Origin of the sequence: Pseudomonas palleroniana (genome assembly GCF_003031675.1) — a bacterium.
Lineage (GTDB): Bacteria > Pseudomonadota > Gammaproteobacteria > Pseudomonadales > Pseudomonadaceae > Aquipseudomonas > Aquipseudomonas palleroniana.
Genome location: NZ_PYWX01000070.1, coordinates 16,830 through 39,812, shown reverse-complemented (window position 1 = coordinate 39,812; position 22,983 = coordinate 16,830). Strand labels below are relative to the sequence as shown.

25 protein-coding genes are annotated in these 22,983 nt (G+C 59.3%); 13 read left to right on the top strand and 12 right to left on the bottom strand.

Features of this window, described 5'->3' with window-relative positions; all coding sequences use genetic code 11:
- The first annotated feature begins 495 nt into the window (after positions 1-495).
- Entirely contained in the window at positions 496-1,431 is a 936-nt protein-coding gene (locus tag C9383_RS24290) for an AraC-like ligand-binding domain-containing protein (RefSeq protein WP_090370440.1), read from the top strand.
- A 152-nt stretch (positions 1,432-1,583) separates the two neighbouring features.
- Positions 1,584-1,787, top strand: coding sequence for a hypothetical protein (locus tag C9383_RS24285; RefSeq protein WP_090370443.1), 204 nt, complete (start codon positions 1,584-1,586; stop codon positions 1,785-1,787).
- A gap of 15 nt (positions 1,788-1,802) precedes the next feature.
- Here the strand turns inward: C9383_RS24285 and C9383_RS24280 are convergent, their stop codons facing one another.
- From C9383_RS24280 to C9383_RS24270, 3 genes are all read right to left on the bottom strand, one after another.
- Positions 1,803-2,048, bottom strand: a complete 246-nt coding sequence (locus C9383_RS24280; protein WP_060752489.1) for a hypothetical protein — start codon at positions 2,046-2,048, stop codon at positions 1,803-1,805.
- Between the two features lie 74 nt (positions 2,049-2,122).
- A complete protein-coding gene (locus C9383_RS24275) occupies positions 2,123-2,416 on the bottom strand; it encodes a superinfection immunity protein (RefSeq protein ID WP_090370445.1) in 294 nt (97 codons plus the stop codon).
- Positions 2,417-2,547: 131 nt separating this feature from the next.
- Positions 2,548-3,495: a helix-turn-helix transcriptional regulator gene (locus tag C9383_RS24270; RefSeq protein ID WP_090370447.1), complete on the bottom strand. Its 948-nt coding sequence runs from the start codon at positions 3,493-3,495 to the stop codon at positions 2,548-2,550.
- A 172-nt stretch (positions 3,496-3,667) separates the two neighbouring features.
- Between C9383_RS24270 and C9383_RS24265 the strand changes: the two genes are divergently transcribed.
- The 4 genes from C9383_RS24265 to C9383_RS24250 all read left to right on the top strand — a co-directional run bounded on the left by C9383_RS24265 (position 3,668) and on the right by C9383_RS24250 (position 8,097).
- Positions 3,668-4,096: a hypothetical protein gene (locus C9383_RS24265; RefSeq protein ID WP_090370450.1), complete on the top strand. Its 429-nt coding sequence runs from the start codon at positions 3,668-3,670 to the stop codon at positions 4,094-4,096.
- 36 nt (positions 4,097-4,132) lie between these two features.
- The gene (locus C9383_RS24260) at positions 4,133-5,416 is read left to right on the top strand and encodes a M48 family metallopeptidase (RefSeq protein ID WP_235863249.1); all 1,284 of its coding nucleotides are present in this window, start codon (positions 4,133-4,135) and stop codon (positions 5,414-5,416) included.
- A gap of 3 nt (positions 5,417-5,419) precedes the next feature.
- A complete protein-coding gene (locus tag C9383_RS24255) occupies positions 5,420-6,088 on the top strand; it encodes a hypothetical protein (protein ID WP_235863251.1) in 669 nt (222 codons plus the stop codon).
- 155 nt (positions 6,089-6,243) lie between these two features.
- Positions 6,244-8,097 (top strand): ABC transporter ATP-binding protein, encoded by a 1,854-nt coding sequence (locus C9383_RS24250; RefSeq protein WP_090370452.1) that lies wholly within the window; start codon positions 6,244-6,246, stop codon positions 8,095-8,097.
- 47 nt (positions 8,098-8,144) lie between these two features.
- On the opposite strand, the gene C9383_RS24245 is transcribed toward C9383_RS24250, so the two are convergent.
- Positions 8,145-8,786, bottom strand: a complete 642-nt coding sequence (locus C9383_RS24245; protein WP_090370454.1) for a TetR/AcrR family transcriptional regulator — start codon at positions 8,784-8,786, stop codon at positions 8,145-8,147.
- A gap of 122 nt (positions 8,787-8,908) precedes the next feature.
- Between C9383_RS24245 and C9383_RS24240 the strand changes: the two genes are divergently transcribed.
- Positions 8,909-10,126, top strand: coding sequence for an MFS transporter (locus C9383_RS24240; protein ID WP_090370455.1), 1,218 nt, complete (start codon positions 8,909-8,911; stop codon positions 10,124-10,126).
- 37 nt (positions 10,127-10,163) lie between these two features.
- Here the strand turns inward: C9383_RS24240 and C9383_RS24235 are convergent, their stop codons facing one another.
- The 5 genes from C9383_RS24235 to C9383_RS24215 form a co-directional block, all read right to left on the bottom strand.
- Entirely contained in the window at positions 10,164-11,225 is a 1,062-nt protein-coding gene (locus C9383_RS24235) for an SDR family oxidoreductase (protein ID WP_090370457.1), read from the bottom strand.
- A gap of 101 nt (positions 11,226-11,326) precedes the next feature.
- Entirely contained in the window at positions 11,327-12,367 is a 1,041-nt protein-coding gene (locus C9383_RS24230; RefSeq protein WP_090370459.1) for an alpha/beta hydrolase family protein, read from the bottom strand.
- A gap of 253 nt (positions 12,368-12,620) precedes the next feature.
- A complete protein-coding gene (locus C9383_RS24225) occupies positions 12,621-12,959 on the bottom strand; it encodes a DUF6124 family protein (RefSeq protein ID WP_090370461.1) in 339 nt (112 codons plus the stop codon).
- 375 nt (positions 12,960-13,334) lie between these two features.
- Entirely contained in the window at positions 13,335-14,204 is an 870-nt protein-coding gene (locus tag C9383_RS24220) for an AraC family transcriptional regulator (protein ID WP_090370463.1), read from the bottom strand.
- A gap of 302 nt (positions 14,205-14,506) precedes the next feature.
- Entirely contained in the window at positions 14,507-15,379 is an 873-nt protein-coding gene (locus C9383_RS24215; RefSeq protein WP_090370465.1) for a hypothetical protein, read from the bottom strand.
- Between the two features lie 246 nt (positions 15,380-15,625).
- Here C9383_RS24215 and C9383_RS24210 point away from each other — a divergent pair, with 246 nt between their 5' ends.
- The 5 genes from C9383_RS24210 (at position 15,626) to C9383_RS24190 (ending at position 18,581) form a co-directional block, all read left to right on the top strand.
- Positions 15,626-16,699 carry an NAD(P)/FAD-dependent oxidoreductase gene (locus tag C9383_RS24210; protein WP_090370467.1) on the top strand — a complete coding sequence of 358 codons (1,074 nt, stop codon included), beginning with the start codon at positions 15,626-15,628 and terminating at the stop codon, positions 16,697-16,699.
- A gap of 100 nt (positions 16,700-16,799) precedes the next feature.
- A complete protein-coding gene (locus tag C9383_RS24205; RefSeq protein ID WP_090370469.1) occupies positions 16,800-17,201 on the top strand; it encodes a GFA family protein in 402 nt (133 codons plus the stop codon).
- A gap of 89 nt (positions 17,202-17,290) precedes the next feature.
- Positions 17,291-17,791 carry a GNAT family N-acetyltransferase gene (locus tag C9383_RS24200; RefSeq protein ID WP_090370471.1) on the top strand — a complete coding sequence of 167 codons (501 nt, stop codon included), beginning with the start codon at positions 17,291-17,293 and terminating at the stop codon, positions 17,789-17,791.
- A 55-nt stretch (positions 17,792-17,846) separates the two neighbouring features.
- Complete coding sequence (locus C9383_RS24195; protein WP_090370473.1) at positions 17,847-18,326, top strand: hypothetical protein; 480 nt, start codon at positions 17,847-17,849, stop codon at positions 18,324-18,326.
- Positions 18,327-18,338: 12 nt separating this feature from the next.
- Positions 18,339-18,581 carry a hypothetical protein gene (locus C9383_RS24190; protein ID WP_090370475.1) on the top strand — a complete coding sequence of 81 codons (243 nt, stop codon included), beginning with the start codon at positions 18,339-18,341 and terminating at the stop codon, positions 18,579-18,581.
- 15 nt (positions 18,582-18,596) lie between these two features.
- Here C9383_RS24190 and C9383_RS24185 read toward each other — a convergent pair whose 3' ends face one another.
- The 3 genes from C9383_RS24185 to C9383_RS24165 all read right to left on the bottom strand — a co-directional run bounded on the left by C9383_RS24185 (position 18,597) and on the right by C9383_RS24165 (position 21,686).
- On the bottom strand, positions 18,597-19,514 hold the full coding sequence (locus C9383_RS24185) for a hypothetical protein (protein ID WP_090370477.1): 918 nt from the start codon (positions 19,512-19,514) through the stop codon (positions 18,597-18,599).
- A 712-nt stretch (positions 19,515-20,226) separates the two neighbouring features.
- The gene (locus C9383_RS24170) at positions 20,227-20,445 is read right to left on the bottom strand and encodes a hypothetical protein (RefSeq protein WP_090370481.1); all 219 of its coding nucleotides are present in this window, start codon (positions 20,443-20,445) and stop codon (positions 20,227-20,229) included.
- 299 nt (positions 20,446-20,744) lie between these two features.
- Positions 20,745-21,686 (bottom strand): LysR family transcriptional regulator, encoded by a 942-nt coding sequence (locus C9383_RS24165; protein WP_090370483.1) that lies wholly within the window; start codon positions 21,684-21,686, stop codon positions 20,745-20,747.
- 98 nt (positions 21,687-21,784) lie between these two features.
- On the opposite strand from C9383_RS24165, the gene C9383_RS24160 reads away from it, so the two are divergent.
- Complete coding sequence (locus C9383_RS24160; RefSeq protein WP_090370485.1) at positions 21,785-22,981, top strand: MFS transporter; 1,197 nt, start codon at positions 21,785-21,787, stop codon at positions 22,979-22,981.
- Positions 22,982-22,983 lie beyond the last annotated feature (2 nt).

The window sequence follows — 22,983 nt, the reverse complement described above, 5'->3', positions numbered from 1 at the left end:
CGCTTGGCGGTCTGTCGTCGGTGCAGCAGCTTCATCGCCCCCCACTCGATCAACCAATACGCCGACTCTTCAGGCACGAGGTCGCGCCTCTGCAGGAGCCAGGAGGTGTCAGCCAAGGGGGGTGAACAGGGTCGATGCATGGCGAGCCTCATCAGCGGGGGTTGAGTTGCTGTGAGGTGGAAATTAGGCGTGACGACGCGCAGCCGCTTGGTTCGTCGAGACAACCGTTTGGTTGGAAAAGACAGCGTAAGCAGGCGCGCGCGGGCATGATCGAGGTTGGTGCACCACCACTGTAAACACACGGGGCCGTGCCTCTTAATGGGTAGGGCGAGGTCGTCACCTTGCATACGGGCGAGGGGAGACAATGTCGGTGACAGACGCGTGTCGATCACTCACCTGCGCCCGTGAAGGCGCCTGGCCTGTTAATTGCTAGCGCTGAAAAGCCGGTAACACCTTCTCCAGCTCTTACTGCATTGCTGTACCGAGGTCAGTGTCATGAATCCAAGTACTCAGTATTCGACCCTCGCTGTCGCCGCACCCCGTCGCTTTGAATACTGGAAAGAAGTGGTCTGTCGCCATTGCCTGGCGGCCGACAGCAAACCCCTGTCCCAGAGCAGTTTCGATGGCGCGCTTGCGGTCAATGCGTTAGGCGCTCTGGACATCTGCTCGCTGTCATCGCCACTGCATTACTGGGAGCGTTCCGAGCAGCATCTGCGCAGCGGTCCGGCCGACGATTTATGGTTGGGGTTTGCCCGAAACGGTCATGGCCAGATTGAACAGGGCGGCAGGAAAGCCAGCCTGGCAACCGGTAATTTGTTTCTTTATGACGCAACGCAAGCGTTCCGATTCAGCCTCGGTGGTACCGAAAACCACCTGGTGCGCATCCCGCGAGCCCTGCTCAGTGAACGCCTGCCGCGTATTGCGGATTACACCGCGATGGTCCTCGATGATCGACGGCCTGGCGTGATCCCCTTGCGGGAAATGCTGCGCCACGCGGCCAATACGCCTGCTGCATTCCAGGATGAAGGCATTTCCAGTCGTTATTCAGAGGCGTTGCTCGACCTGCTGGTGATCAGCCTGGAACTTCAGGACCTGAAGGCCGTTCACCAGGAACTGGACCTCTACGGCCGCATCATGCAGTACATCCAACGCCATCTGGCCGAGCCGGACCTGTCGATCGAGGCCATCGCCCAAGCCCACAATGTATCTACCCGCACCGTCACGCGTGCCTTTGCGCGCTACCAGAAAACCCCTGCGGCGGAGATCTGGAGAGAACGGCTGAATGCCAGCCGGGAAGCGATCGAGCGTGGCCAGGTGCGCAGTGTCTCGCAGGCCGCGCTGGACTTCGGGTTTTCTGACTTCTCGCATTTCAGCCATGCGTTCCGCAAGGAGTTCGGCGTCGCGCCCAACACGCTTTTGCAGCGAAATTGAGAGGGTGTGCCATTTGAAAACACCGAGCGCAACCTGCGCGGTATCGATATCGATAATGGCCTCGCGCCACCGTTGGTCGGATCTCCCCTCGCACTACTGAACGATTTTTGAAGGGCACCGCTCTATCTGCGCGGACATAATCAGGTGCTCACATGCAACATCCAATGCGGCGTTCCGCTGTGCAAAGCTGGGCTGAAATGTATGCCCAGGCCGTAAACCACGAGGATATTGAGGATCAATATTTCAAGTTGCTGAGCAAGGCCGACGATATGGAGAGCACCGGCCTCATCAATGGGAGAGAGTGGAGGAAGCTTGTTCGCCGAGCCGGCGAATACCTCGCCAGCACTGCAGAATAAGTCGATAGGGGAGCGCTAGCCGGCGCTCCTGTTCCTGGACATATCAACCTCAAACGTTATCTCGTCAGCGAGTTGCTGAACGCTCGAGCTGTCTGCCAGCTTGGCGAGGTTGATACCCGTCGTGCAAAACATCGATTCATGTTCTGGCTGCCTGACAAAAACGGTGGCCGTCCAGCCGTTGATCAGCACGCAATCCACCGTATGCCCCGGCAGACTCCGCTCCAGACCCTCAGTCAACGATATTTTCTTCCAGCTGTGCATGATGACGTACTAGCGTAAGTAGTGATGCACGATTGACCCGTGCGCGTGCAAAAAGTGCCAATAGGCCATCACTTTCAATCTTTGCGCTTGAGTACATTGGCCTCCTGCTCATGCAGTTCGGCAAGCGCCCAACGATAGGCCTTGACCCAACCGAATACGGTCCACCCCGCGAGGAGATTGATCTTGAGCAAGGAACGCGGAGGGTTCGGATGGAGGAGGGCGACGCAGATCGATGGGTACATGTAGAGTAAAACGGCACTGAGATAAAACAGGAAACTGGCCGCCAAGGCGATCGCCGTGTCACCCGTACAGATCAGAGAGCTGACGGCGCAGGTTGGGACAAGTACTGCCAGGCCAAATACCCTCATCGCCAGCTCTCCAGGCCAGCCGCTTTGGATCGCGGCTTTGAGAGCAGTGATATCACAATGCCTTGTCCTTGAACAGGCAAGCGCAAAAAATGGTCAGGCCACGATTTTCAAGGGCTCAGGCGCAACTGGCATCAGGATTCAGCCCCCGGCGGATGGCCGAAATACGCTTTATAGGCATGGCTGAAGTTGGCGGGGTTGGCATAGCCCACGCGGTGGGCAATCTGCGCCACGTGCCATTTGCGCTGACGCAGCAGGGTGCGCGCCAGTTCCAGGCGCTGGTGGCGCACGTAATCGAGCATCGACTGGCCGTACACACGGTTGAAGGCCCGTCTCAGGGTGGTTTCGCCCACACCCAACTGCCGTGCCAGCGCCTGGGTGCCGGGCGGGTTCATCAGGTTGGCGTCGAGCTGAAAGCGTGCTTCGTGTGCCAGGTCCGAATGGCTGCGCAGCGTAGCCGCAGGCTCGACCGGCGGCGCAGACAGATGCGCGGCCAGTTCCACCAGCACGGCCAGGCTCAGGCTTTCCTGGTTCAGCCGCTCCAGCGTGCCCTCGTAAGGCGAGTGATAAAGCCGCTCGAGCAAGCGCCCAACGGCGTGGCAGCCGTTCAGCTCTGAAAAGTGCATCCCATCACCGAGCAGCGTGGACAACGGTTGCAGTGCCGGGTCTTCTTCGGCCATCTCGCGCAGGTAGTCGCCACCGATGCGCAGCCCGGCCATGCGTGCACGGCTGCCTGCGGGCATCTGGTCCATGGCTTCCATGCTTTCGCTCAAGCCCAGCACATGGGGTGCGCCGGGCGTGTAGTGGTTCAGCACGCCGTCCACCCGATGCTGCCACTGCCCACCCAGCACTTGCACGATGCACACGCTGTCGGGCAGCACTTTATGGATGCTCAACGGCTCGGGGAACAGCAAGTCACAGTCGAAATACTGCAAGTACGGCTGCACCGTCTGCGCACGGTAATGCCCGATTGCGCTGCCCATGACCTGCCGCGCACTGTCATCGAATACGCCGGCCTGGGCCAGGGCTTCTGGATGATCAAAGCAGAATTGGGTATCGAGATACGGGTTGCGGCGGTCCATTGGATAAAGCGTCCGTCAGAGCTGGTTGGCAGCGTTGCATGATACCGACATCGGGCAACCGGATCAGTTGTTGTGAACCACGGCCTAATTGTTGTGCGCAGCGGCCGACCTGCTTGGCAGACCCCCGCGTGTTGATTTCAATGATCGGCTTTGAAACTTTGAGGAAGCGGATATGTTGATTTATCGCAAGTGGGCGGCCCTGCTGGGCCTGGTGTTGGCCGTGATGGCGGGGCTTGCCCACGCTGACAATCGCCCGGAAGTCGCGGAGAAAGTGCTGGCCTATGCCGGCGCGGGCGGTGTGAAGGTCTGGACCCTGCGCATCGGTGCGCGCAGTGACAACCAGGCGTTGGTGCAGGTGGACGGCGTGGATCACGACTGGAACCTGAAGATCCAGAAAATGACCGTGGAGAAGACCGCCAAGGACACCCGCTACTCCACTCGCGTGGACGGCCAGAAATTCGTGGTGCTGGTGCTGCAACAAAGCTGGGGTGAGCTGTACTTGCCCGGCGAAGCCCAAGCGCTGAGCATTGGCTATGACGAGTCGCTGTCCAGCCAAGGCAATGCGCAGGCGTTCCTGACCGATTATCTGCAGGCCAACTGAGCCATGGGCCGATTCGGACGCGGGTCATGGGCGCTGATGCTGCTGTTGTTACCGCTGGCGCTGATGGGCTGGGCCAGTGTGCAGGGCTGGCGCGCCGATGAGGTGCTGCGAGAGGCGCAGGTCATCGACCCCGTCTGGATCCGTGTACGTCAGGCCCTGGCGGCGCTGGCGTACTGGCTGGCCCTTGCCGCGCTGGTGGCGGGGCCCGCGACGTGGCTCAAGCTGCGGCTGGACGCCTGGCGCGCGCGGCAATCCAGGGACTTTCTCTACGACCGCCTGCTCCTCTGCTGGCGTGCCCTGGGGCATTGGCTGGTGGCCTACACCGCGCTGCTGGTCGGCGCGCTGGCGCTGAGCCTGGCGTATGAACTGAGCTGGGGCTGGAGCCATTTCAAGGCTGGCGGCTGGTTCATGCTGCTGGTGGCGGTGCCGGTGCTTGGCGTGCTGTGGGCGGGGTGCCTGCTGATCAAGCGGCTGCGCCAGCAATGGCATGTGCTGGAGCGCCCGTCCTCGGCATTTCTGGGGCAACCCCTGGGGCGCGACAAGGCCCCGGCCTTATGGGCGTGGATTGCGCAACTGGCGCATGCCGCCGGCGCGCCGGTGCCCGACCATATCGTAGTGGGCATCGACCAATCGTTTTTCGTGACCAGCGTCGATGTGGCGCTGCAACCGGCCGGCGAGCGGCTCACCGGACGTACTCTTTACCTGCCATTGACCTACCTTTCGACCCTGAGCCAGGCCGAGACGGCGTCGATCATCGGCCATGAACTGGGCCATTTCAGCAGTCGCGACACCGAGCGCGGCAGCGCAATCGGCGCGCAGTTCAGCCTGATGTGCCGGCACTTTTCCTCTCTCAGTGCTGAGGCGGCCGACCCTGCGTGGATCGAGCGCCCGGCACTCTGGATGACGCAGCGTTTCCTGCACCACTGGCACCTGGCGGTGCATCACTGGGGCCGTGCTCAGGAACTGGTCGCGGATCGAGTCGGCGGCAACATCGCCGGTGAGCGGCTGTTCTGCCAGGCGCTGCTACGCGTGATTGCGCTGGACACTGAAATCAACCGGCTGCTCGCCGAACACCACCCCAACCTGATCCAGGCCCTGGCCGACCACCTGCGCCACACCCCGTTGCGCTTGAACGACGCGGTGCTGGATCACGCCATCGCACACCCTTTTGATACGCACCCGCCAACGGTATTGCGCCTGCAGCAACTGGGCATGGTGCTGGATGACGCGCTGCTGGCCCAGGCCACCCGAGTGCCCACCGAACACGACCGCCACTGGTTCAGTGAACTCACCCGTATAACAAACCCTCAAGGAGAATGATCAATGACCCAACCCCGCGACCCGCTGTCGGAGCTTGCCAGCGCACTCAGCCAGGACTATGCCGACTCCCGCGAGGCTCAGCGCGAGCGTGCGATAGCCGAACTGGAGCAGGTCATCCAGCGTGTACCCGAGCAGACCGAATTCACCAACTCGCGCCGCTACAAGCTGTGCGGCCCGCTGTTTTTGCTGATTGCGCTGGGCTTTCTGGGGTTCGCCCTGCACCGGGGCTCCACCGGCCTGGCCGTGTGTGCTGCGGTGATGGCGGTGGTGTTCGTGCTACTTACCTGGCAGCACCGCAACGCCGGGCAACACGTCTTTATGCGCCTGACCCGCCGCCAGCTGTTTGTCGACACCCTGAGCGCGCCGATCGAGCTGGCCGACATTGTCGATCTCGAGGTCAGTGAGCCAGGCTGGCTGACCGTGCAGAAACTGCTGTTGCGCGCGGATGCGCCCCTGCCTGTGCACCGTTCCGCGCGCCAGCTGTTCGGCAACCAGGCGCTGGCCCTGAAAAAGCCCCAGCCGCACGTCCTCATTCAATCCGCCGGCCTGATGCATGACGGCCGCACCCTGGAGTGCGACCAGATCGCCGAGATCCTCAACGCCTACAGCCAGGCTGCCCACGCCCAACAACAGCTGGATGCCTTGCGCCAGGGCGCCCGGCACGATTCCTGAGTAGTTGAACCGGCTGCTGAGGATCAGCCCTGAGCGCATGCGCATCCGCTCGGGGCTCAAACCTGCCATTGCGCTATTTCTGCGGAACAGATGCAAACCCCGCAAAGTCTCCTTTAAATGCCAGAATCACTGCTGGAACGTTTTTGGAGAGTTTCATGCTGCGCACCTTTGAACAACGTCTCGACCCTTTCCCGCCTGACGAGGTACCGCCGCCGCCGGAAGGCCTTGCGCGGTTCCTGTGGGCCTGCACGCGAGGTGCACGCGGTTACATCCTCGCGCTTGCGCTGCTCAGTGCCGGTGTGTCGATTTACGAGGCCTGGCTGTTTTCGTTTCTCGGCCAGGTTGTGGACCTGCTCTCGACCTGGCAGGCCGGCGGCGAGGCGGCAGGGCAGGAGAGCCGCGTGGTGTGGGGTATCGCTATCGTATTGGTGACCAGCATCGGCTTGGTGGCCTTGCGCACGATGGTGCAGCACCAGGTCTTGGCGATCAATCTGCCGCTGCGGCTGCGCTGGGATTTTCACCGGTTGATGCTGCGCCAGAGCCTGTCTTTCTTCTCCGATGAGTTCTCCGGCCGCGTCACCACCAAGGTGATGCAGACCGCGCTGTCGGTGCGCGAGGTGCTGTTCACCCTGATCGAAATTGCGCCCGGTATCGGCGTGTACTTCATCGCGATCATTGCGCTGGCCGCCGGCTTCGACCCCAAGTTGATGCTGCCTTTCATTGCCTGGCTGGTGTTGTTCGGCCTGGCCATGGCGTACTTCGTGCCGCGCCTTGGCAAAGTCGGGCAAGAACAGGCCGATGCGCGCTCGTCCATGACCGGAAGGATTTCGGACGCCTACACCAACATCACCACCGTGAAGCTGTTCTCTCACTCCAAGCGCGAAGCGCATTTTGCGCGCGCGGCGATGGAGGATTTCAAGCAGACCGGTTTTCGCCAGATGCGCCTGGTCAGCCAGTTCGAGATCGTCAACCAGGCCCTGGTGGTCGGGTTGATCATGGGGGCCGGTGGGTATGCGCTGTGGTTGTGGCACCAAGGAGAAGTCGGTACCGGCGCCGTGGCGGCCATTACCGCCATGGCATTGCGCATCAATGGCATGTCTCACTGGATCATGTGGCAGATGACCGCGCTGTTCGAGAACATCGGCACCGTGCAGGACGGCATGCAAACCCTGACCCGCGGCCCCAAGGTGCAGGATCTGCCCGACGCTCCCGCGCTCATCAGCACAGCCGGTGAGGTGACCTTCGACAATGTGAGCTTCAATTACAACGGTGAACGCCAGGTGCTCGATGGCTTGAACCTGACCATCCGCCCCGGCGAAAAGATCGGGCTGGTGGGGCGCTCCGGCGCCGGTAAATCGACGCTCATCAACCTGCTGTTGCGCTTCTACGACGTGGACAAGGGCGCGATTCGCATCGATGGGCAAAACATTGCTCATGTCACCCAGGAAAGCCTGCGCAGCGTGATCGGCATGGTCACTCAGGACACCTCCCTGCTGCACCGCTCGATCCGCGACAACATCGCCTATGGCCGCCCCGACGCGACCGACGCGCAGATTCGCAGTGCCGCAGCCAGTGCCCAGGCCGATGAGTTCATCAGCCAGCTCAGCGACAAACAGGGCCACTCCGGCTACGACACGCTGGTGGGCGAGCGGGGCATCAAACTCTCCGGCGGCCAGCGTCAGCGCATCGCCATTGCCCGGGTCATGCTCAAAAACGCGCCGATCCTGCTGCTGGACGAAGCCACCAGCGCACTGGACTCGGAAGTCGAAGTCGCCATCCAGGAAAGCCTCGATGAAATGATGCAAGGCAAGACGGTGATTGCCATTGCCCATCGGTTGTCGACGATTGCGGCCATGGACAGGCTTATCGTCATGGACAACGGACGCATCATCGAGCAGGGCACGCATACCCAATTGCTGGAAAAAAATGGCACCTATGCGCGGCTCTGGCATCACCAGAGCGGGGGCTTTTTGGGGGAGGATCAAGGCGTGGTCGAGGGGGTGGAATAAGAGGGGTATTGGCCGCCGTGAAATTTTTTGCGCGCTGCTTGAAATTGTCAGCCCGAACCTTTACCCACAGGGGCGGCGATGGACGCGGCGACGTCCCAGGTCATCAAGAGTTGGCTGATCGCGGCGTCGAGTGTGGCGTGGGGTACGTTGTCCCGCGCGAGGATTGAAACCCCCTGCAAGAAGCTGTCAAACACACTCGCCATCACCGCAGGCTGAGTATGTTGCGGCAACTGGCCGCTACGCACTGCGCGCTCCACACACGCGACAATCCCTGCCCGTGTGCGCAGGCGCGACTGGGTCAGCGCATCCGCCACCCGCGCATTTTCCGGGCTTGGCGCACTCATCACGCCCAGCGCGACCATGCAGCCCTTGGGGTGTCCCTCTTCGCACTGCATGCGGACTGACTGGCGCAGCGCAGTCTCGACGGCCTGGCGCGGTGGCAGGCTTTCGTCCCACAGGCATTCGGTGACTTGGGCGTAGGTTGTCAGATAGCGCTGCACGCACTCCTCGAACAACGCCTCCTTGGAACCGAACGCGGCATAGAAACTCGGCGCGGAGATTCCGCCGCCCAGGCCGGCCTTGAGCTGGGCCAGAGACGTGGCGTCGTAGCCGTGTTGCCAGAACAGGTGCAAAGCCTGTTCCACGGCGTGCTCACGGTCGAAGGTGCGGGGGCGGCCCATTTGTGCCATGTCAGGTCTCCGGTGGCAAGGTGAGATAAATACTAGTCGATACATAAGTAATTGACAACGCGCACCGGTCGCCTGCAATATTTATATCGATCAGTATATAAGTCTTGCCAAAGGAGTTTCCCGTGACCGCCTCACTCACCGTATCGGCCGCATCCGAGCGCTTGCCTATCGGCGCCTTGCTCGCCCTGGCCATGACCGGCTTCATCTGCATCGTCACCGAAACCCTGCCTGCCGGCCTGCTGCCGTTGATCAGCGATGGCCTGGCGATCTCGCCATCAATGGCTGGGCAGATGGTCACCGCCTATGCACTGGGTTCGGTGCTGGCGGTGATTCCCATGACGATTGCCACCCGTGGCTGGCGTCGGCGCAATGTGCTGCTGCTGACCATCGTCGGTTTCCTGCTATTCAACTCGATCACCGCACTGTCGTCCCACTATGGCGTAACGCTGGTAGCTCGTTTCTTTGCCGGGGTGGCGGCGGGGTTGGCCTGGAGCCTGTTGGCCGGTTACGCGCGGCGTATGGTTGCGCCCCACCAACAGGGCAAGGCACTTGCGTTGGCGATGGTCGGCACGCCGATTGCGCTGTCGTTGGGGGTGCCTTTGGGCACCTGGCTCGGTGGACTGGTGGGCTGGCGTACCACGTTCGGCCTGATGTCGGCGCTGAGCCTGGGGCTGATCGCCTGGGTACTGGTGAAAGTCCCGGACTACGCGCCGCAGCCCGCCCACCAACGCGTGTCCCTGCGCAAGGTGCTGACTACGCCGGGCGTGCGCCCGGTGTTGGCGGTGGTGATCAGCTGGATGCTGGCACACAACATTCTGTACACCTATATCGCGCCGTTCGTGGCGCCGGCGGGGTTGGCGGAGCGTGTCGACCTGGTGCTGTTGGTATTCGGGATTGCCGCGCTGGTGGGGATTTGGATCACGGCTAAATTGGTTGAACCGTTACTGCGCAAGACCGTGTTGGTCAGCCTGGCAAGCTTTGCGCTCATCAGTGTGGTGTTCGGTTTGCTGGGAAATGTGCCGCAGGTGATCTACCTCGGCGTAGCGGTATGGGGCTTGAGCTTTGGCGGCGCCGCGACCTTGCTGCAAACCGCCCTGGCGGATGCGGCGGGCGATGGCGCGGACGTGGCGTTGTCACTCAACGTGGTGGCGTGGAACAGCGCGATTGCCGGCAGCGGCGTGGTGGGGGGCGTGTTGCTGGACACCTGGGGTGTGGCGGCGTTTCCGTGGGCGATGCTGGCATTGATCGGCGTTGCGCTCCTGATTACCGTGGCGGCGCACGCCCATGGCTTCAAGCCGGGGGCGCGTAGCGCAGGCAAGCCAGCCGTGGCCGGCCATTGAGAGAAAAGCGGCCGCCGGTGAATGGCGGCCTGTTTCTTCAAGGGATCAACCGCGCTTCACGCAACTGATCGAATACCTCAAAAAACGCCTGGTCGCTGGCCTGGTAGGCGGTAAAGCCCATCTTCCGGCTCTTGGACATATCGGTGACCACCTCGATCGGGCGCCCCAGGTCGGCATCGGTATGCCAGGGCGAGACCAGGCGGCTGATGTCGGTTTCCTTCAACCCGTGTTTGGCTGCGATCTCGCTCCAGGCCGCCTGATCATCGGCCATCTGGCTCTCAAGCGGCGAGGGTTTGGCCGGGAACGCTGCGGGTACAAGGCCAAAATAATCGGCGATCTGCGCCCACATCCATTTCCAGCGGAACACATCGCCATTAGTGATGTTGAACGCCTGGTTGGCCGCCGCCGGCGTGGTGGCCGCCCACAGCTGCTGCTGGGCCAACTGGCGCGCATCGGTCATGTCGGTGAGGCTGTCCCATTGCACGCGGGAACCGGGGAATACGAACGGGCGTGCGGTGTGCTTGCAGACACTGGCATAGACGGCGAGGGTGGTTGCCATGTTCATGGCGTTGCCCACCGCCACGCCGGTGACGGTATGGGGGCGATGCACGCTCCAGGTGAAACCGTCCTTTTTTGCGGCGGCGAACACTTCGTCTTCCTGGGCGTAGTAGAAGTTCTCCACGTCCAGGCGACCTTGTTCTTCGCGGAACGGCGTTTGCGGCAGGCTGCCCTTGCCGTAGTTTTCGAACGGCCCGAGGTAATGCTTCAAGCCGGTGACCAACGCCACATGCTGCACGCTTGTGGCGGGGCGCACGGCGTCCAGCACGTTGCGCACCATGGCCGCGTTGACACGGATGTTCTCGGCTTCGGTGGCCTGGCGTGACCAGGTGGTGATGAACACATGGGTGGGTTTCAAATCGGCCAGGGCCTGTTGCAGCGATGCAGGTTCTTGCAAGTCGGCGGCCACCGGAATCACGCCGGGTACTTGCGAGGGCTGGCGGGACAGCGCTGCGACCTGCCACTGTTGGTCGAGCAGTAACTGGGTGATGGCGCTGCCAACGATACCGCTGGCCCCGACGACTAATGCAGTCTTGGTCATAAAATTCTCCCGAAGATGTAGGGTTCTGAGCCTCTACGTGTGGGAGAGGTTCAACCTTATCCGCCAGTCTCGTCCTAGGTGCTTAAAGGTCGATACCGGCTTCAAGGTCGAAACGATTGGCGTAAAAACTCACTGATCAGCCCCACCACCTGTTGCTGAATCACCGCCCTCGGCCGAGCCCCTTCACCATCGCGGCAAATCATGCCGTCGCCCGGCGAGCTCTCCTCAATCAACGCCATGCCGCCCGGCTTGCAGATCGACATGAAACTGAAGTGGGTGGCATCGGCGATCTCCACGTATTTCGTGGTTGCTTCAGGCAGGCGCTTGACCAGGGCGGCGGACTCCAGCTGCGGGTCCATATCCTCTGAAGGCACGCCCCCTGCAATCACCAGCGCCGGTACCGGCAGCGTCGCCAGGCTCATGTCGGTGAAGCCGCGTGACAGGCCCAGGTCCAAGGACACTATGGCGCTGACGCGTTTGTCGCTCAAATCGGCGGCCAACCGAGCCTTGCCGGCTGGTGTGCCGGCGGGGTTCATCGCCTGATAGCCGATGCAGCCGCCGAGCTTGGGGTGGGCGCTGCAGTCACGGCTGAACAGGTCGGGATCGAAGCGTGCTCCGGCGGTTTCCAGCACGGTCCAGCCGCCCAGGGAATGGCCAACGGCAGCAATCTGGCCAGCCGCGACCGCGCCAAATGCCTTCGGCTGAGCCAGCACTGCATCAATCGCGCGGCTCAGGTCGGTCGGGCGTAACCACAACTGCGCAGCGGTGTGTGGGTTGCGATCCTTGGAGGTGGTGCCCGGGTGGTTGACCGCCGCGACGATGTACCCCTGATGCGCCAGCGCACTGGCCAGCCACACCTGATTGCCCCAATTACCGCCATAACCATGGGAGAGCACCACCAACGGATGTTCACCGGCCGCCGGCGGGGCGTCAGGCACGGCGAGGGCACCGATGAACACCGCGTTGTCGGCGATCAGCGTGGGGGTGGCCGTGGTGGTGGCGGGGTACCAGACGGCCAGTTCGAGTGGCCGGTTGTTTTGTGCGTCGGGCAGGGTGACGGTGTTGAAACCGACGGGGTTTTCGGCGGCGAAGGCGGGGGCGGTCAGGCACAGCAGGAGCAGGGCGTGCAGGGCGGTTTTCATTGTGGTTATCGTCCTTGATTGGGGGGGCATCATGCACTGAGTTCCCCGTTCAGTGCCATGAGCGGCGCGCCGTTTTTCATCCATACCCGTAGTAGCCTTGGCTGAGCGCGCGCTCGGGCTGGCGGTCTAGATTTCGTCATACCCGAGTTTGACCCTCACTTCATCCGTGCTGCCGCCAATGTCATAGAGGCAAGAGGTCGCCGGGTTTTTGCATAGGTTGAGACGACTCGGCGACCTTTTGTGGGCAAAGCGGCTAGCCGATAGCCGCCTCGCGCGTCATCAACTTATCCATCAGCAATACGCCCAACTCGCTGAGTTGGTGAATCGCCAACGCCACATCTCGCTGTTTCCCCGTCAGTTCATCCGACAGGTCAAGCAACAACGCAGTCACCGAAGAAAAAGTCTCATAGCTATTGGCAATCAGCACTTCACTGTTGGCATCGTCAGCGACGCTGAACAGCGTCTTCGAAGGTGGAGGAGGGGGCTCTGGTCGTTCGGTGCCAGCGTTGAGGTAATGATCAATTGCACGGTGCGCAGCCTGATTCAGTTTCAGGTCGGGACCGTTTGGAGGGTTGGGCGTGACTTTGAACATGTGTGTTGTACCTGTGTTAGGGCCAACACCTTTTCGCTACTAAACGAGAGGGTGGCAGCTGTACGCAGGTTAGTAGACCGGGGAAACACACAAAGCCGGCGCGCCCGAGGGCGCCCTGCGCACAGCCACCATCAAGTACAGACAAGAACATCTGATCGATGAGGCTCATGCACTTTATGTTGTCACGCGGGCTACTAAACCCGATCACTGAGTTGTCAGCGACCAGGCCACCTTAGAGACGCCCACTCAAGCGCACAAGCCGGCGGATTCTGACGCAACTGTAGGCAATGGAGCAAGGCGCCGAGGCTTCTAACTGGGCTTGAGCGAAAAGGGGGCGGGATTCCTTCAGAAGTAAATCCGTCCCCTTTTCGGACGCTATTTCAGCGGAACATACACATCGGTCTGCCACTGATCCTGCGGTGTCTCGGGGTAGACGCTCAGGTAATGGAAGAACAGCGGATGGTCGCGAAGCTCCTCGCCACTGGCAGGCAGCCAATCGCGATAAATCGGATAGATCGTTTCGCCGATATGATCCGGCGACCCCACATGCCGCACCACCACGCATCGCCCAGCCGGAATGACGCGCTCATGCACGCCAAACGCATTCGGCGCCACAGCCTCGTCAATCTCGCCACAGATGACAAAACGAAATTCCTCCGGCGGGGTGGTATCGGGGTTGTTATAGGGAATGCCAAACGTGCGGCTCGACGCCACCGGCGACTGGCCGCTGTGCTTGCGCCATTCGATAAACTGGCTGGTCGTCTGATTGACAAGCCCGGCGGGCCCGCGATGCTCAAGCGCGGCGACCTGGGTTTCAGTGAATTCTAAGATGCGTAATTGCATGATGATCGTCCTGGAAAAGTGAGGGATGGCGAACACCGCATTCCAGGTCTGCCAGTTCGGCGCCTTCCTGAACACACTCGGCGCCATACCGAACGCCCGCCGAAACGCCCGGCTGAACGCCTCCGGGCTTTCAAAACCGGCACTGAGCGCGGCATCCAGCACCGAATACTCGGCAAGGCTCGCCAAGCTATGGGCCGCACGACGCAGACGCATCAGCTGCACATACCGTGATACCGGCACGCCGACAAACGCAGTGAACTGTCGATGGAAGTGAAACGCCGAAAAGTTCGCCACCTGGCTCAACGTATTCACCGACAGGTCACCTTCGAGATTGGCTTCGATATAGGCGAGGACGACGTTGAAACGTTTGGTGTAGGCGAGGTGGCTGGGCGTTTCGGACACTGGAAGAAACTCCTGGAGGGGCGGTCGGCGATAGAGTCGCCTACAGCGAGGGGGGCGTGCCTAGCCGGGTTTGCTCAAGGTGCGATTGGGCTGCTCACCAAAAACCAGAAAGCCCGCCAAAGCGGGCTTTTTCACAGCTTAAATCACATCAGGCAACAGTGGGCGAAGCAAACCTGCGCTTCTAATCGAAAAGGGGGCGAATTTATTTTGGCTTTTTTGACCGGCAGAAATTGGCCAATAGCGGACATAGGCTTTGCGAGATAAGGCTTACAGGCGATGAATTGGGCAACAATGCCCTATTGTCACTCGTCTATATGAAGCTCTTCCATCAGGCTCAAGGTCATCATGGCATCAATAAAATGCTGAGCGACACCAGATTCAGGTAATAACTGATAATTATCGCGAGTCTTAAAAAATTTCCGCTCATAGATGCTGTAAAGGTTTTCAGGACCCACAACCGGAATCTGGAAGTTTATATAAATCAATGCCACCTTAGGATATTTTTCCAAGAGGCGACTCAAAATTCCGCGCCATCGTTTATAAAGTTGCTCAACTGAGAATCTCGCGTCATGGACCGACTCCATTACCGCCTTTTTTTCTACTGCCCAAAATTCTCTGCTTAAAGATATTGCTGCAATCCCGAAGTGCCCTTCCGCCACACGTTTCGACACTTGACTACAGGCATTTTTTGCGCTCTTCTCGACCCCTCCTTCAACGAATAGTCTTTTACACTCAACGGGCACGCTATTTTCGTCATATATAAACCGAATGTCTGCCTCCGAACCATGGGACGGAATCTCGGCTTCCATACCGAAAACTAGGAGGTTCGAGGCAACATAGAGTTGAAAGCAATAGTTTCTGGCTTTATTTCCAGCCCCTGCTAATTGCTCACCATCTAACGAATGAGCACCTTTCAGGCATAGAGATATCTCTGCGCGACCAATGCATCCATACCGCTCTGAAACTTTCAGAATTACATACATTTCGCTGAGTTCAACTAGAGCCCAAGCCTCGTCGGTAGTCAACTCCGGAACCTCAAGAAACCTCTCTGCGATACTCAAGTAGTGTTGAAATCTAGTACCGTTCAGATTATAACCTTCTCGCTTCAGGTATTCACCGACATACAATAACCTCCCCATGTGCTGCCTGTGGAAATGACTGGAGTCAATCTTCATATTTCTCTCGGTAAGAATGAGTTCGAAAAAACACTAAAAATTTCGTTAGATATATATTACGCTTTCCAGAAAGCAGCTGCATCTAGTTAATGGCCAAGGGAAACTTTGGGGCAAAAAATGCCACTCACGGACGACTGGTAATGGCCGAAAGTGGCCGTTCATGAGCCTCCGCTTTGGGCCAGCAGCGGACATTCAAAAAGCATCCAGCTGTCGTACCATCGGCACGTCGACAAAACGGAGGTTGATATGGGAAATGGCCAAGGTAAACGAGTCGTTGTCATTGGTGCAGGCATCGTAGGCGCGTCACTTGCGTACCACCTGGCTGGTAAGGGTGCGAATGTCATCTTGGTCGAGGCGCAAGGTATAGCGTCTGGGGTAACTGGGAGTTCATTCGCCTGGATCAATACCACACACCCCGAACCTGACCCAATTGCGCAACTGCGCGCTTCTGCCATCGAGGAGTATCGTCGACTCGAAACGCAGCTGCCTGGCATGGAAATACGATGGACAGGCGCCTTGTCATACAGCGTGATGCCGAATGCGGCGCTGTCAGCTTCGGGTAAGCAGGCATCGGATCACTGGGTCTCTCGATCGCAGATTCTCGACCTTGAGCCAAATCTTAAGAATCCTCCGCAGGCTGCTTTGTTTGTGGCGCAAGAAGGGGCGCTCGACGCCGTGGCAGCTACGCATGCGTTAATCGCGGGCGCCGAGGCATATGGGGCGAAGATTCTCACTCAAACGCGAGTTCTCGGTTTTGTAACGCAGGGTGCAAAGGTGTCCGGGGTTGAAACAACAATAGGCTGCATCGATGCCGATATCGTCGTATTAGCAGCCGGGACAGGCATAACGAAGCTGACCGACATGCTTGAGGTGTCCCTACCAATAGAGGCCTCGCCTGCCATTTTCATCCGCTACAAACCACAACCCAACCTCGTGCATACCCTGATCTCCAGCCCCGAAATGGAAGTGAGGCAAAGCTCGGACGGTGCGTTGCTGGCGGCAGAAGATTACCTGGACGAAGCCATGGAGAACCAACCGTTAGCGATCGCACTTCGAACGGCCAAGACAATCCGGAACGAACTCCATGGGGTCAATTCCATAGATGTGGAGAGTGCTTGTGTCGGACTCAGACCCATACCTGCCGATGGTATCCCCATTATCGGTTATCTACCCAAGGTGGTCGGCGCGTATGTTTGCGCAATGCACCCCGGAATTACTTTGGCGGCGATAGTCGGGCGCCTTGCCAGCGAGGAAATCATTGACGGCGTGGCGTCCAGTGCCCTTTACCCATGCCGGCCCGATAGATTTTTCCAAGCTTAGTGGCTGCTCCTGTGAGACAGGTATCGGCCAGAAGCGGGCGTTCGACTGATCAGATTCAGGCGGTTAAGCTGGCGTCTTTTCCAGCGACAGGAACGAACGCATGACAGAGGTGTACCAGGGAAGTTGCCTTTGCACAGCAATCCGTTACGAGCTTCTGACGACGCCAAAAGCAGTGAGTCATTGTCACTGCGCTCAATGCCGTAAAGGTCACGGGGCAGCATTCGCTTCGTATGCAAGCGTGCCCCGTAACGCATTACGGATACTCAACGGCGCCGGACACATCACCAGGTTTTCTTCTTCAGAATCGGTGTTTCGCGAGTTCTGCGCGCGGTGTGGCTCGACTTTGTTCTGGTCACGTGCCCAAGGTGAATTTACCGACTGGGTTTCGATTGCATTGGGCACACTCGACAGCCCCTTCACGCCTCAGAAGCAAAAACATGTTCATATCGACTCCAGAATTCACTGGCATACGCCATCCAACTTATCGCTTCAGATGGAATGACCGTATTGGGTCGGTTGCAGCCCTTCACGAAAGGCAATAGTCGGCCAAAAGCGCGCATTGAACATCTACGAATTCAGGACCGATTCAATATGCCGATCAAACCCAATCAATACTTCCCAGTGACGTTAGTCCGCGCTCAACAAAGCGACTTGAACGATCTTGTTGCCATTCGAATTGAGGCCATGCGCGAAAGTTTGGAGCGCATCGGGCGATTTGATCCCGTGCGGGCGCGCGAGCGGTTTGTTCGCTGCTTTGAAGCCCACAACACACATTACATTGAGCTTGCTGGAGAAAGGGTTGGCTTTGTAGTGGTCAAACACCACCCCAATGAACTTGTGCTCGACCACTTATACGTGAGGCCGAGCGCGCAAGGTTCGGGGATCGGCTCTGCTGTGCTCACTCAGATTTTCAAAGCTGCGGATGCGGCTGCACTCCCGATCAAAGTAGGTGCCCTCAAAGAAAGTGCCTCGAATCGTTTTTACACTCGCCATGGCTTCCAGTTCGTCGAAAGCAGTGAGTTCGATAATTACTATGTCCGTCAACACCTTACGGCGGGCATCGCACCTTGCCAGCCAGGTGAAATGATTTGAATCCAGCGCATGCCTTCTAGATAATTCCCGCCTTTGGCTCGAAAGGATGCGTGCGATGAAGTTCGAAGGGACTTTCCAATACATAGGCAATCACGGGATCGTGTTCAACGTCTCGCAGATCACCCTCACCGACAGCGAACGCGGACGCCTGCGCGAGTTGCATTTTGGCGAGGCGAAAAGCGCCCACTACGAGGTCAACCGCAAGGTGGTCGAGGTGTACGACAAGATGCTGGCCAAGAACCTGCCGTGCCTGATGATGATCGGCATTTCCAAGCCGCTGACCCGGCAGCAGGGCGATGTTCTCAACGCCCAACGCACCAAAATCGCCAACCTTGCGGCCTCGGCGTTCGCTGGCGCCACTTCTTATGTTGCCTCCCCCTATGTGGGTGCCCCGGCCGGCGCCGGTGTGCGCATGTACGTGAATGAAACCCTGCCGACCTATCACGCAGGCGACGTACTGGTGAGTATTGAGGCGCAGGTGAATGGCGGCATCGGCCCGCAACGTACCGCCTCGACACTGATCATCAAGACCTGACGGGAGACACACATGCCTGATATTACCCAACTGGTCGTTGCTCTGGTGCTGTTCTTTCTGCTCGATCGGTTTCTCAAATCGTACCCGCTTCGCAAATGGTTAGGGGTACTGCTGGTAGCGATGGGGACGGTCGGCTGCGTTGCCGCGAGCCAAATCCACTTGTCTGGGTTCGACCTGGGGTTGCTGTCGGTCTTTGCCGTTGCACTGGGGGTGGGGTTGTTCCTAAAGCGGCGGCGATTCGAGCAGAGGGGGTGAGGGTGGCAGGCGTTTTCATTGATTCGCGCTCTGAAGCCCTGTCTCGTCCGGCCGGGGGCCGACGCTGGCTTGCGCCTTGTCCGCCAGCCGTTGCACCCACTCGGCATCCTGGTCATTGACCACGGCGTAACGGTCCGGGGGCAAAAAGGCCCAGTGATGGGCCACCTCGACAAGGCGCTTGAGTTCATCGGCAGACAGCCAATACGACGTGTCGACCAATGGCATCGGTGCACCGCTGAAACGCCTGCCGAGAGAGAGGTTGGTGCCGGGGGCAAAGGCGATCGTCAGTGCCTGGCAGGGCTGCATGTGCTTGTCCGGGGTGGGCATTTTGCCAACCCGTCCATAGTTGAAGTTGCCCGCGTATTCTTCCTTGAGCACCAGCCAGTGGCCCGCAGTCGTCCTGGCCAGGACCCATTGCGTCACACCGCTGTGTTGCACGCATTCAAGCTTGCCGTTTGCCCATCGCATGAGGGTGTTGCAGTCCGGATCATAATCGGAGGACCACAGGCTGGTGCCGGATACCAGGCCATGGTGCTCAAGCTCGACCAACCCTTGCTCCGGCATGGACCGCCAGTAGCGTTTGGTCGGGTCGCGGGCATCGCGCAAGAAGTTGCGTAACCCCCAGCCCGCCATGAAGAGCAGCGTGGCGAGGGCAAGCCAGCCAAAGGAGGCTCCGACGATCCGGTCAATATCCAGGCCGGGGGCGAATAACGAGCGATAGAGCAACAGGCCCAGTAAAAACGCGATACCCGGCAACACAGGGCCAAAGCACAGCGGCGGCACCAACACTTCGATCCAACTGAAGCGGTGCCTGCACGCGTGCTCCCGCGCCCAGGCTTGCTCCTGGGCGAGCATCGGCGCCTGTTCGCGTGGGGCAATGTCAGGGTCGGGTGTCTGAAAGCGCATGAACAGTGTGTAAGGGGTATCTCTCATGGACCCATCATGCTCTTGAGGTCGAAACGGGGACAGCCTGTAGAAGATCCTGCGCCGGCTATATATGCAAGAGGTCGCCGGGTTTTTGCATAGGTTGAGGCGACTCGGCGACCTTTTGTGGGTAAAGCGTCTAGCTGATAGCCGCTTCGTGCGTCATCAACTTATCCATCAGCAATACGCCCAACCTGAGTTGTCAGCGACCAGGCCACCTCAAGGCGAGGACAACGTTGAAATGTTTGGTGGGGCGGCTATGAAGTTTGCCGATGCCTATCCGCTGCTGAAAAAATGCGGATAGCTTGACCCGGAAGGGGCGCGACCGCCTTGTGCAGTGCGCGTAGTGCATACGGTGACCGGAATTCCCGAATAAACGATCAGTTTTTAGGCTAGACGGTATAACCCTTTTCAAGGGCCGTATCATAAAGCCGATCACTATTGATCGGGCAGCGTTGGTACTCACGGACTGGATGAACTCGCGGGAGGCGGCTCCTGGAGATATCGCCGTGGTGGAAAGGGTTTCAATGGAGGGCTGGATGTACCGTTCTCTTGTTGTGCGAGCCTGGGGTAGGATTCCTTGAGTGGAGAGCGTCATATTTTGAGGCTGGGTTGACCTATGAGGTGCTTAGTAGCATTCCCACTGACGTCGTCTCTTGAATGTCTGCTCAGGGCGATTTCTACCTGCCGCCACCGTCAGCTTTGGGTCGGTAGCTGCCTCTCAGTGAAGGTGGAAAAGCCTCAAGATCAAGCGTAAGGCTTTATCACCGTCGGCCTCATAGAGACCGTGCAATCCGGCCTGATCGGTGAGTTTGTGTAGATTGAAGTGGTTATAAAACGCTTGGCCCAGTCGCTGATGCTCGAAGTTTCCTTGACTCCAAAGCCGGACGAACTCCTCATAAGCGGCGCGTTCGATCTGTAACGAGGAATCATGTCCCATGTCAGGTTCCTATCATTAGAGGGACTCAAGCGTACTAGCTGCTTATCAGCCCTTCCAGCTCGGCCTTTCCAATCAGAACGTCAGCTATCGGCCAAAAGCCGCCGCTCGGGTCAGGCGGATTCCGACCCGCTTCCGTCATTCAGAACTGACGCCCCAGCTCTATCAGCCAAGCTACTCAAGGTTTGGCTTACCTCACATACAGATTCGTAATCTACCTTCCGCTCGCGCGAACGGTAGAGGTACAAAGCTGCTGCTCCTATGGCGAAAATGGCAAGTGGGCCAAAGCTGTTCATATTCCGTCAACACCTCGGCACATCGACGTCGCGCAGAAGTTCCTCGGTGGCACATTTGAAACGCTCCACCAGAAAGTCCAACAGTACCCGCACTCTGGCAATTCGATACCGATTGCCATGCAGCACCGCAAACACCCCGGCTTCTGCTACGCAATAGTTAGGCAGCAGCATCTTCAACCGCCCGGCACGGATATCCGCTGCAGCGTCCCAAATGGTCTTGCGTGCAATGCCATGACCGGCCAGTGCCCAGGCACGTGCTACGGCGCCATCGTTGGTTTCCCAGGCGTTTTCCAATGGCACACTGTGGTTCCATGTCTGGCCGTCTACCCTGAAATGGAAGGTGTTTAAAGGACCCACCGGAGTCACCAGCAGAATAAATTTATGCCCGGTGAGCTCGGCCGGCGTCTGCGGCTCGCCGTGGCGAGCCAGGTAGTCCGGCGAAGCACAAAGCACGCGCCAGTTGGGTGCCAGTTGCCGGGCGATCAATGAGCTATCACGCAGTGGGCCGAAACGAATGGCCAGGTCGACATCGTCCTGTACTAGGTTAGACATAGCGTCCGACAAGGTCAGCGACACCTTCAACTGCGGATGCTGCGCGCAAAACATCTCGAGCCAGTCATTAAGCAGGTGACGGCCAAAGTCAGTAGAGGCAGACACACGGACTTTACCGCGTACTTCCTGCTGACTCGCCTGCAACCCCGCCTCCGCCTCATCAATGGCGCGCAAAGCGACCCAGCATTGCTGCAGATAGAACCGGCCTTCATCAGTCAGGCGCAGTTGACGGGTTGTGCGATCAAACAAGCGTGTATGCAGCGACGCCTCCAACTTGAGCAACCGTGCGCTGGCCGCCGCTGGCGAAAACCCTAACTTGCGTCCAGCTGCTGAAAGACTGCCGAGGTCGGCAGCCTCAACGAACAAGCGCATGTCCCCCAATCGATCGGTGGCCATCTTCAATCCAGATTTGATTAAGAATCAAATTCTAGACCAATTATCAAATCACAGGCACATCATCACAATCAGGCCTCACCTGTTTTTCGAGCAAAGTCATGAACCGCGAACAATCGATTCAACCCCCCCCACCGTCCTCAGAACTACCCATCACTGGCTTACTGGCCCTGACCACCGCGAGCTTTATCGCCACTGCCAACGAGAGCGTACCCGCCGGCCTGTTGCCACATATCTCCGACACGTTTGAGGTATCCCAGGCATGGGCGGGGCAGTGGGTCACCGCGTGTGCCCTCGGTTCCGGGCTGGCGGCCGTTCCCTTGACCTTAGCCTTGCAAGGTTGGCCACGGCGCCTTGTGCTATTACTGACAGTGGGAGTGTTCTGTTTGTGCAACGCGGTAACTGCCTTGTCGCCGTATTTTGCCCTCACCCTGGTCGCGCGCCTGCTCGTCGGGGTCGCCACTGGTGTGGCGTGGAGCCTGTTGGCCGGTTATGCGCGACGCATGGTCGCCGCGCCCTTGCAAGGCCGCGCGATGGCAGTGGCTATGCTGGGTATCCCCGTCGCCTTGGCGCTGGGCGTACCACTGAGTGCCTGGCTGGGTGAACAGATCGGTTGGCGCAATGTGTTCGGGCTGCTAGCGGCGTTGAGCCTGGCCCTGATGGTTTGGATTCGGCTAAATGTCCCTGACTTTGCCGGGCAACGGGCTGGCCAGCGCTTGTCCCTGGGCCACGTTTTGTGCAGGCCAGGTGTGCGACCGGTGCTGACGGTAGTTATGCTGTGGATCATGGCTCATTACATGCTCTACACCTATATTGCGGCATTCCTGGCATCGGTCGGGTTGGATCGACAGGTCGAGCAGGCATTGCTTGCGTTCGGCATTGCGGCTCTCGTGGGTATCTGGCTCACTGGGCTACTGATTGACCGCTGGTTGCGGCGGTTGGTGCTGTTGAGCCTTGCCGGGTTTGCGCTGGTATCGCTGGCATTGGCGTTGGGTGGCCTGCCTGCCATAGCGGTTTATGTGGCGATGACTGCCTGGGGGCTGAGTTACAGCGGTGCACCGACCCTGCTGCAGACAGCTTTGGCGAATGCAGCTGCCGACGGTGCCGATGTGGCTCAGTCGATGCTGGTGACCGTGCTGAACCTCGCGTTTGCGGGCAGTGCCGTAGTGGGCGGTGTACTGCTTGAGACGACAGGCGTGGGATCGATCCCCTGGGCAACCTTCGGATTGGTGCTGTTGGCCTGGTTGGTTGTTAAGGTGGGCGGCCAAGCGGGGTTTAGGAGCCTGTCCAAGCCCTGACC

Bases quoted from the DNA above. Each gene is read 5' to 3' on its own strand.
- C9383_RS24290 (WP_090370440.1), top strand. From the start codon at position 496: ATGAATCCAAGTACTCAGTATTCGACCCTCGCTGTCGCCGCACCCCGT.
- C9383_RS24285 (WP_090370443.1), top strand. From the start codon at position 1,584: ATGCAACATCCAATGCGGCGTTCCGCTGTGCAAAGCTGGGCTGAAATG.
- C9383_RS24280 (WP_060752489.1), bottom strand. From the start codon at position 2,048: ATGCACAGCTGGAAGAAAATATCGTTGACTGAGGGTCTGGAGCGGAGT.
- C9383_RS24275 (WP_090370445.1), bottom strand. From the start codon at position 2,416: ATGAGGGTATTTGGCCTGGCAGTACTTGTCCCAACCTGCGCCGTCAGC.
- C9383_RS24270 (WP_090370447.1), bottom strand. From the start codon at position 3,495: ATGGACCGCCGCAACCCGTATCTCGATACCCAATTCTGCTTTGATCAT.
- C9383_RS24265 (WP_090370450.1), top strand. From the start codon at position 3,668: ATGTTGATTTATCGCAAGTGGGCGGCCCTGCTGGGCCTGGTGTTGGCC.
- C9383_RS24260 (WP_235863249.1), top strand. From the start codon at position 4,133: ATGCTGCTGTTGTTACCGCTGGCGCTGATGGGCTGGGCCAGTGTGCAG.
- C9383_RS24255 (WP_235863251.1), top strand. From the start codon at position 5,420: ATGACCCAACCCCGCGACCCGCTGTCGGAGCTTGCCAGCGCACTCAGC.
- C9383_RS24250 (WP_090370452.1), top strand. From the start codon at position 6,244: ATGCTGCGCACCTTTGAACAACGTCTCGACCCTTTCCCGCCTGACGAG.
- C9383_RS24245 (WP_090370454.1), bottom strand. From the start codon at position 8,786: ATGGCACAAATGGGCCGCCCCCGCACCTTCGACCGTGAGCACGCCGTG.
- C9383_RS24235 (WP_090370457.1), bottom strand. From the start codon at position 11,225: ATGACCAAGACTGCATTAGTCGTCGGGGCCAGCGGTATCGTTGGCAGC.
- C9383_RS24230 (WP_090370459.1), bottom strand. From the start codon at position 12,367: ATGAAAACCGCCCTGCACGCCCTGCTCCTGCTGTGCCTGACCGCCCCC.
- C9383_RS24225 (WP_090370461.1), bottom strand. From the start codon at position 12,959: ATGTTCAAAGTCACGCCCAACCCTCCAAACGGTCCCGACCTGAAACTG.
- C9383_RS24215 (WP_090370465.1), bottom strand. From the start codon at position 15,379: ATGAAGATTGACTCCAGTCATTTCCACAGGCAGCACATGGGGAGGTTA.
- C9383_RS24210 (WP_090370467.1), top strand. From the start codon at position 15,626: ATGGGAAATGGCCAAGGTAAACGAGTCGTTGTCATTGGTGCAGGCATC.
- C9383_RS24205 (WP_090370469.1), top strand. From the start codon at position 16,800: ATGACAGAGGTGTACCAGGGAAGTTGCCTTTGCACAGCAATCCGTTAC.
- C9383_RS24200 (WP_090370471.1), top strand. From the start codon at position 17,291: ATGCCGATCAAACCCAATCAATACTTCCCAGTGACGTTAGTCCGCGCT.
- C9383_RS24195 (WP_090370473.1), top strand. From the start codon at position 17,847: ATGAAGTTCGAAGGGACTTTCCAATACATAGGCAATCACGGGATCGTG.
- C9383_RS24190 (WP_090370475.1), top strand. From the start codon at position 18,339: ATGCCTGATATTACCCAACTGGTCGTTGCTCTGGTGCTGTTCTTTCTG.
- C9383_RS24185 (WP_090370477.1), bottom strand. From the start codon at position 19,514: ATGAGAGATACCCCTTACACACTGTTCATGCGCTTTCAGACACCCGAC.
- C9383_RS24170 (WP_090370481.1), bottom strand. From the start codon at position 20,445: ATGGGACATGATTCCTCGTTACAGATCGAACGCGCCGCTTATGAGGAG.
- C9383_RS24165 (WP_090370483.1), bottom strand. From the start codon at position 21,686: ATGGCCACCGATCGATTGGGGGACATGCGCTTGTTCGTTGAGGCTGCC.
- C9383_RS24160 (WP_090370485.1), top strand. From the start codon at position 21,785: ATGAACCGCGAACAATCGATTCAACCCCCCCCACCGTCCTCAGAACTA.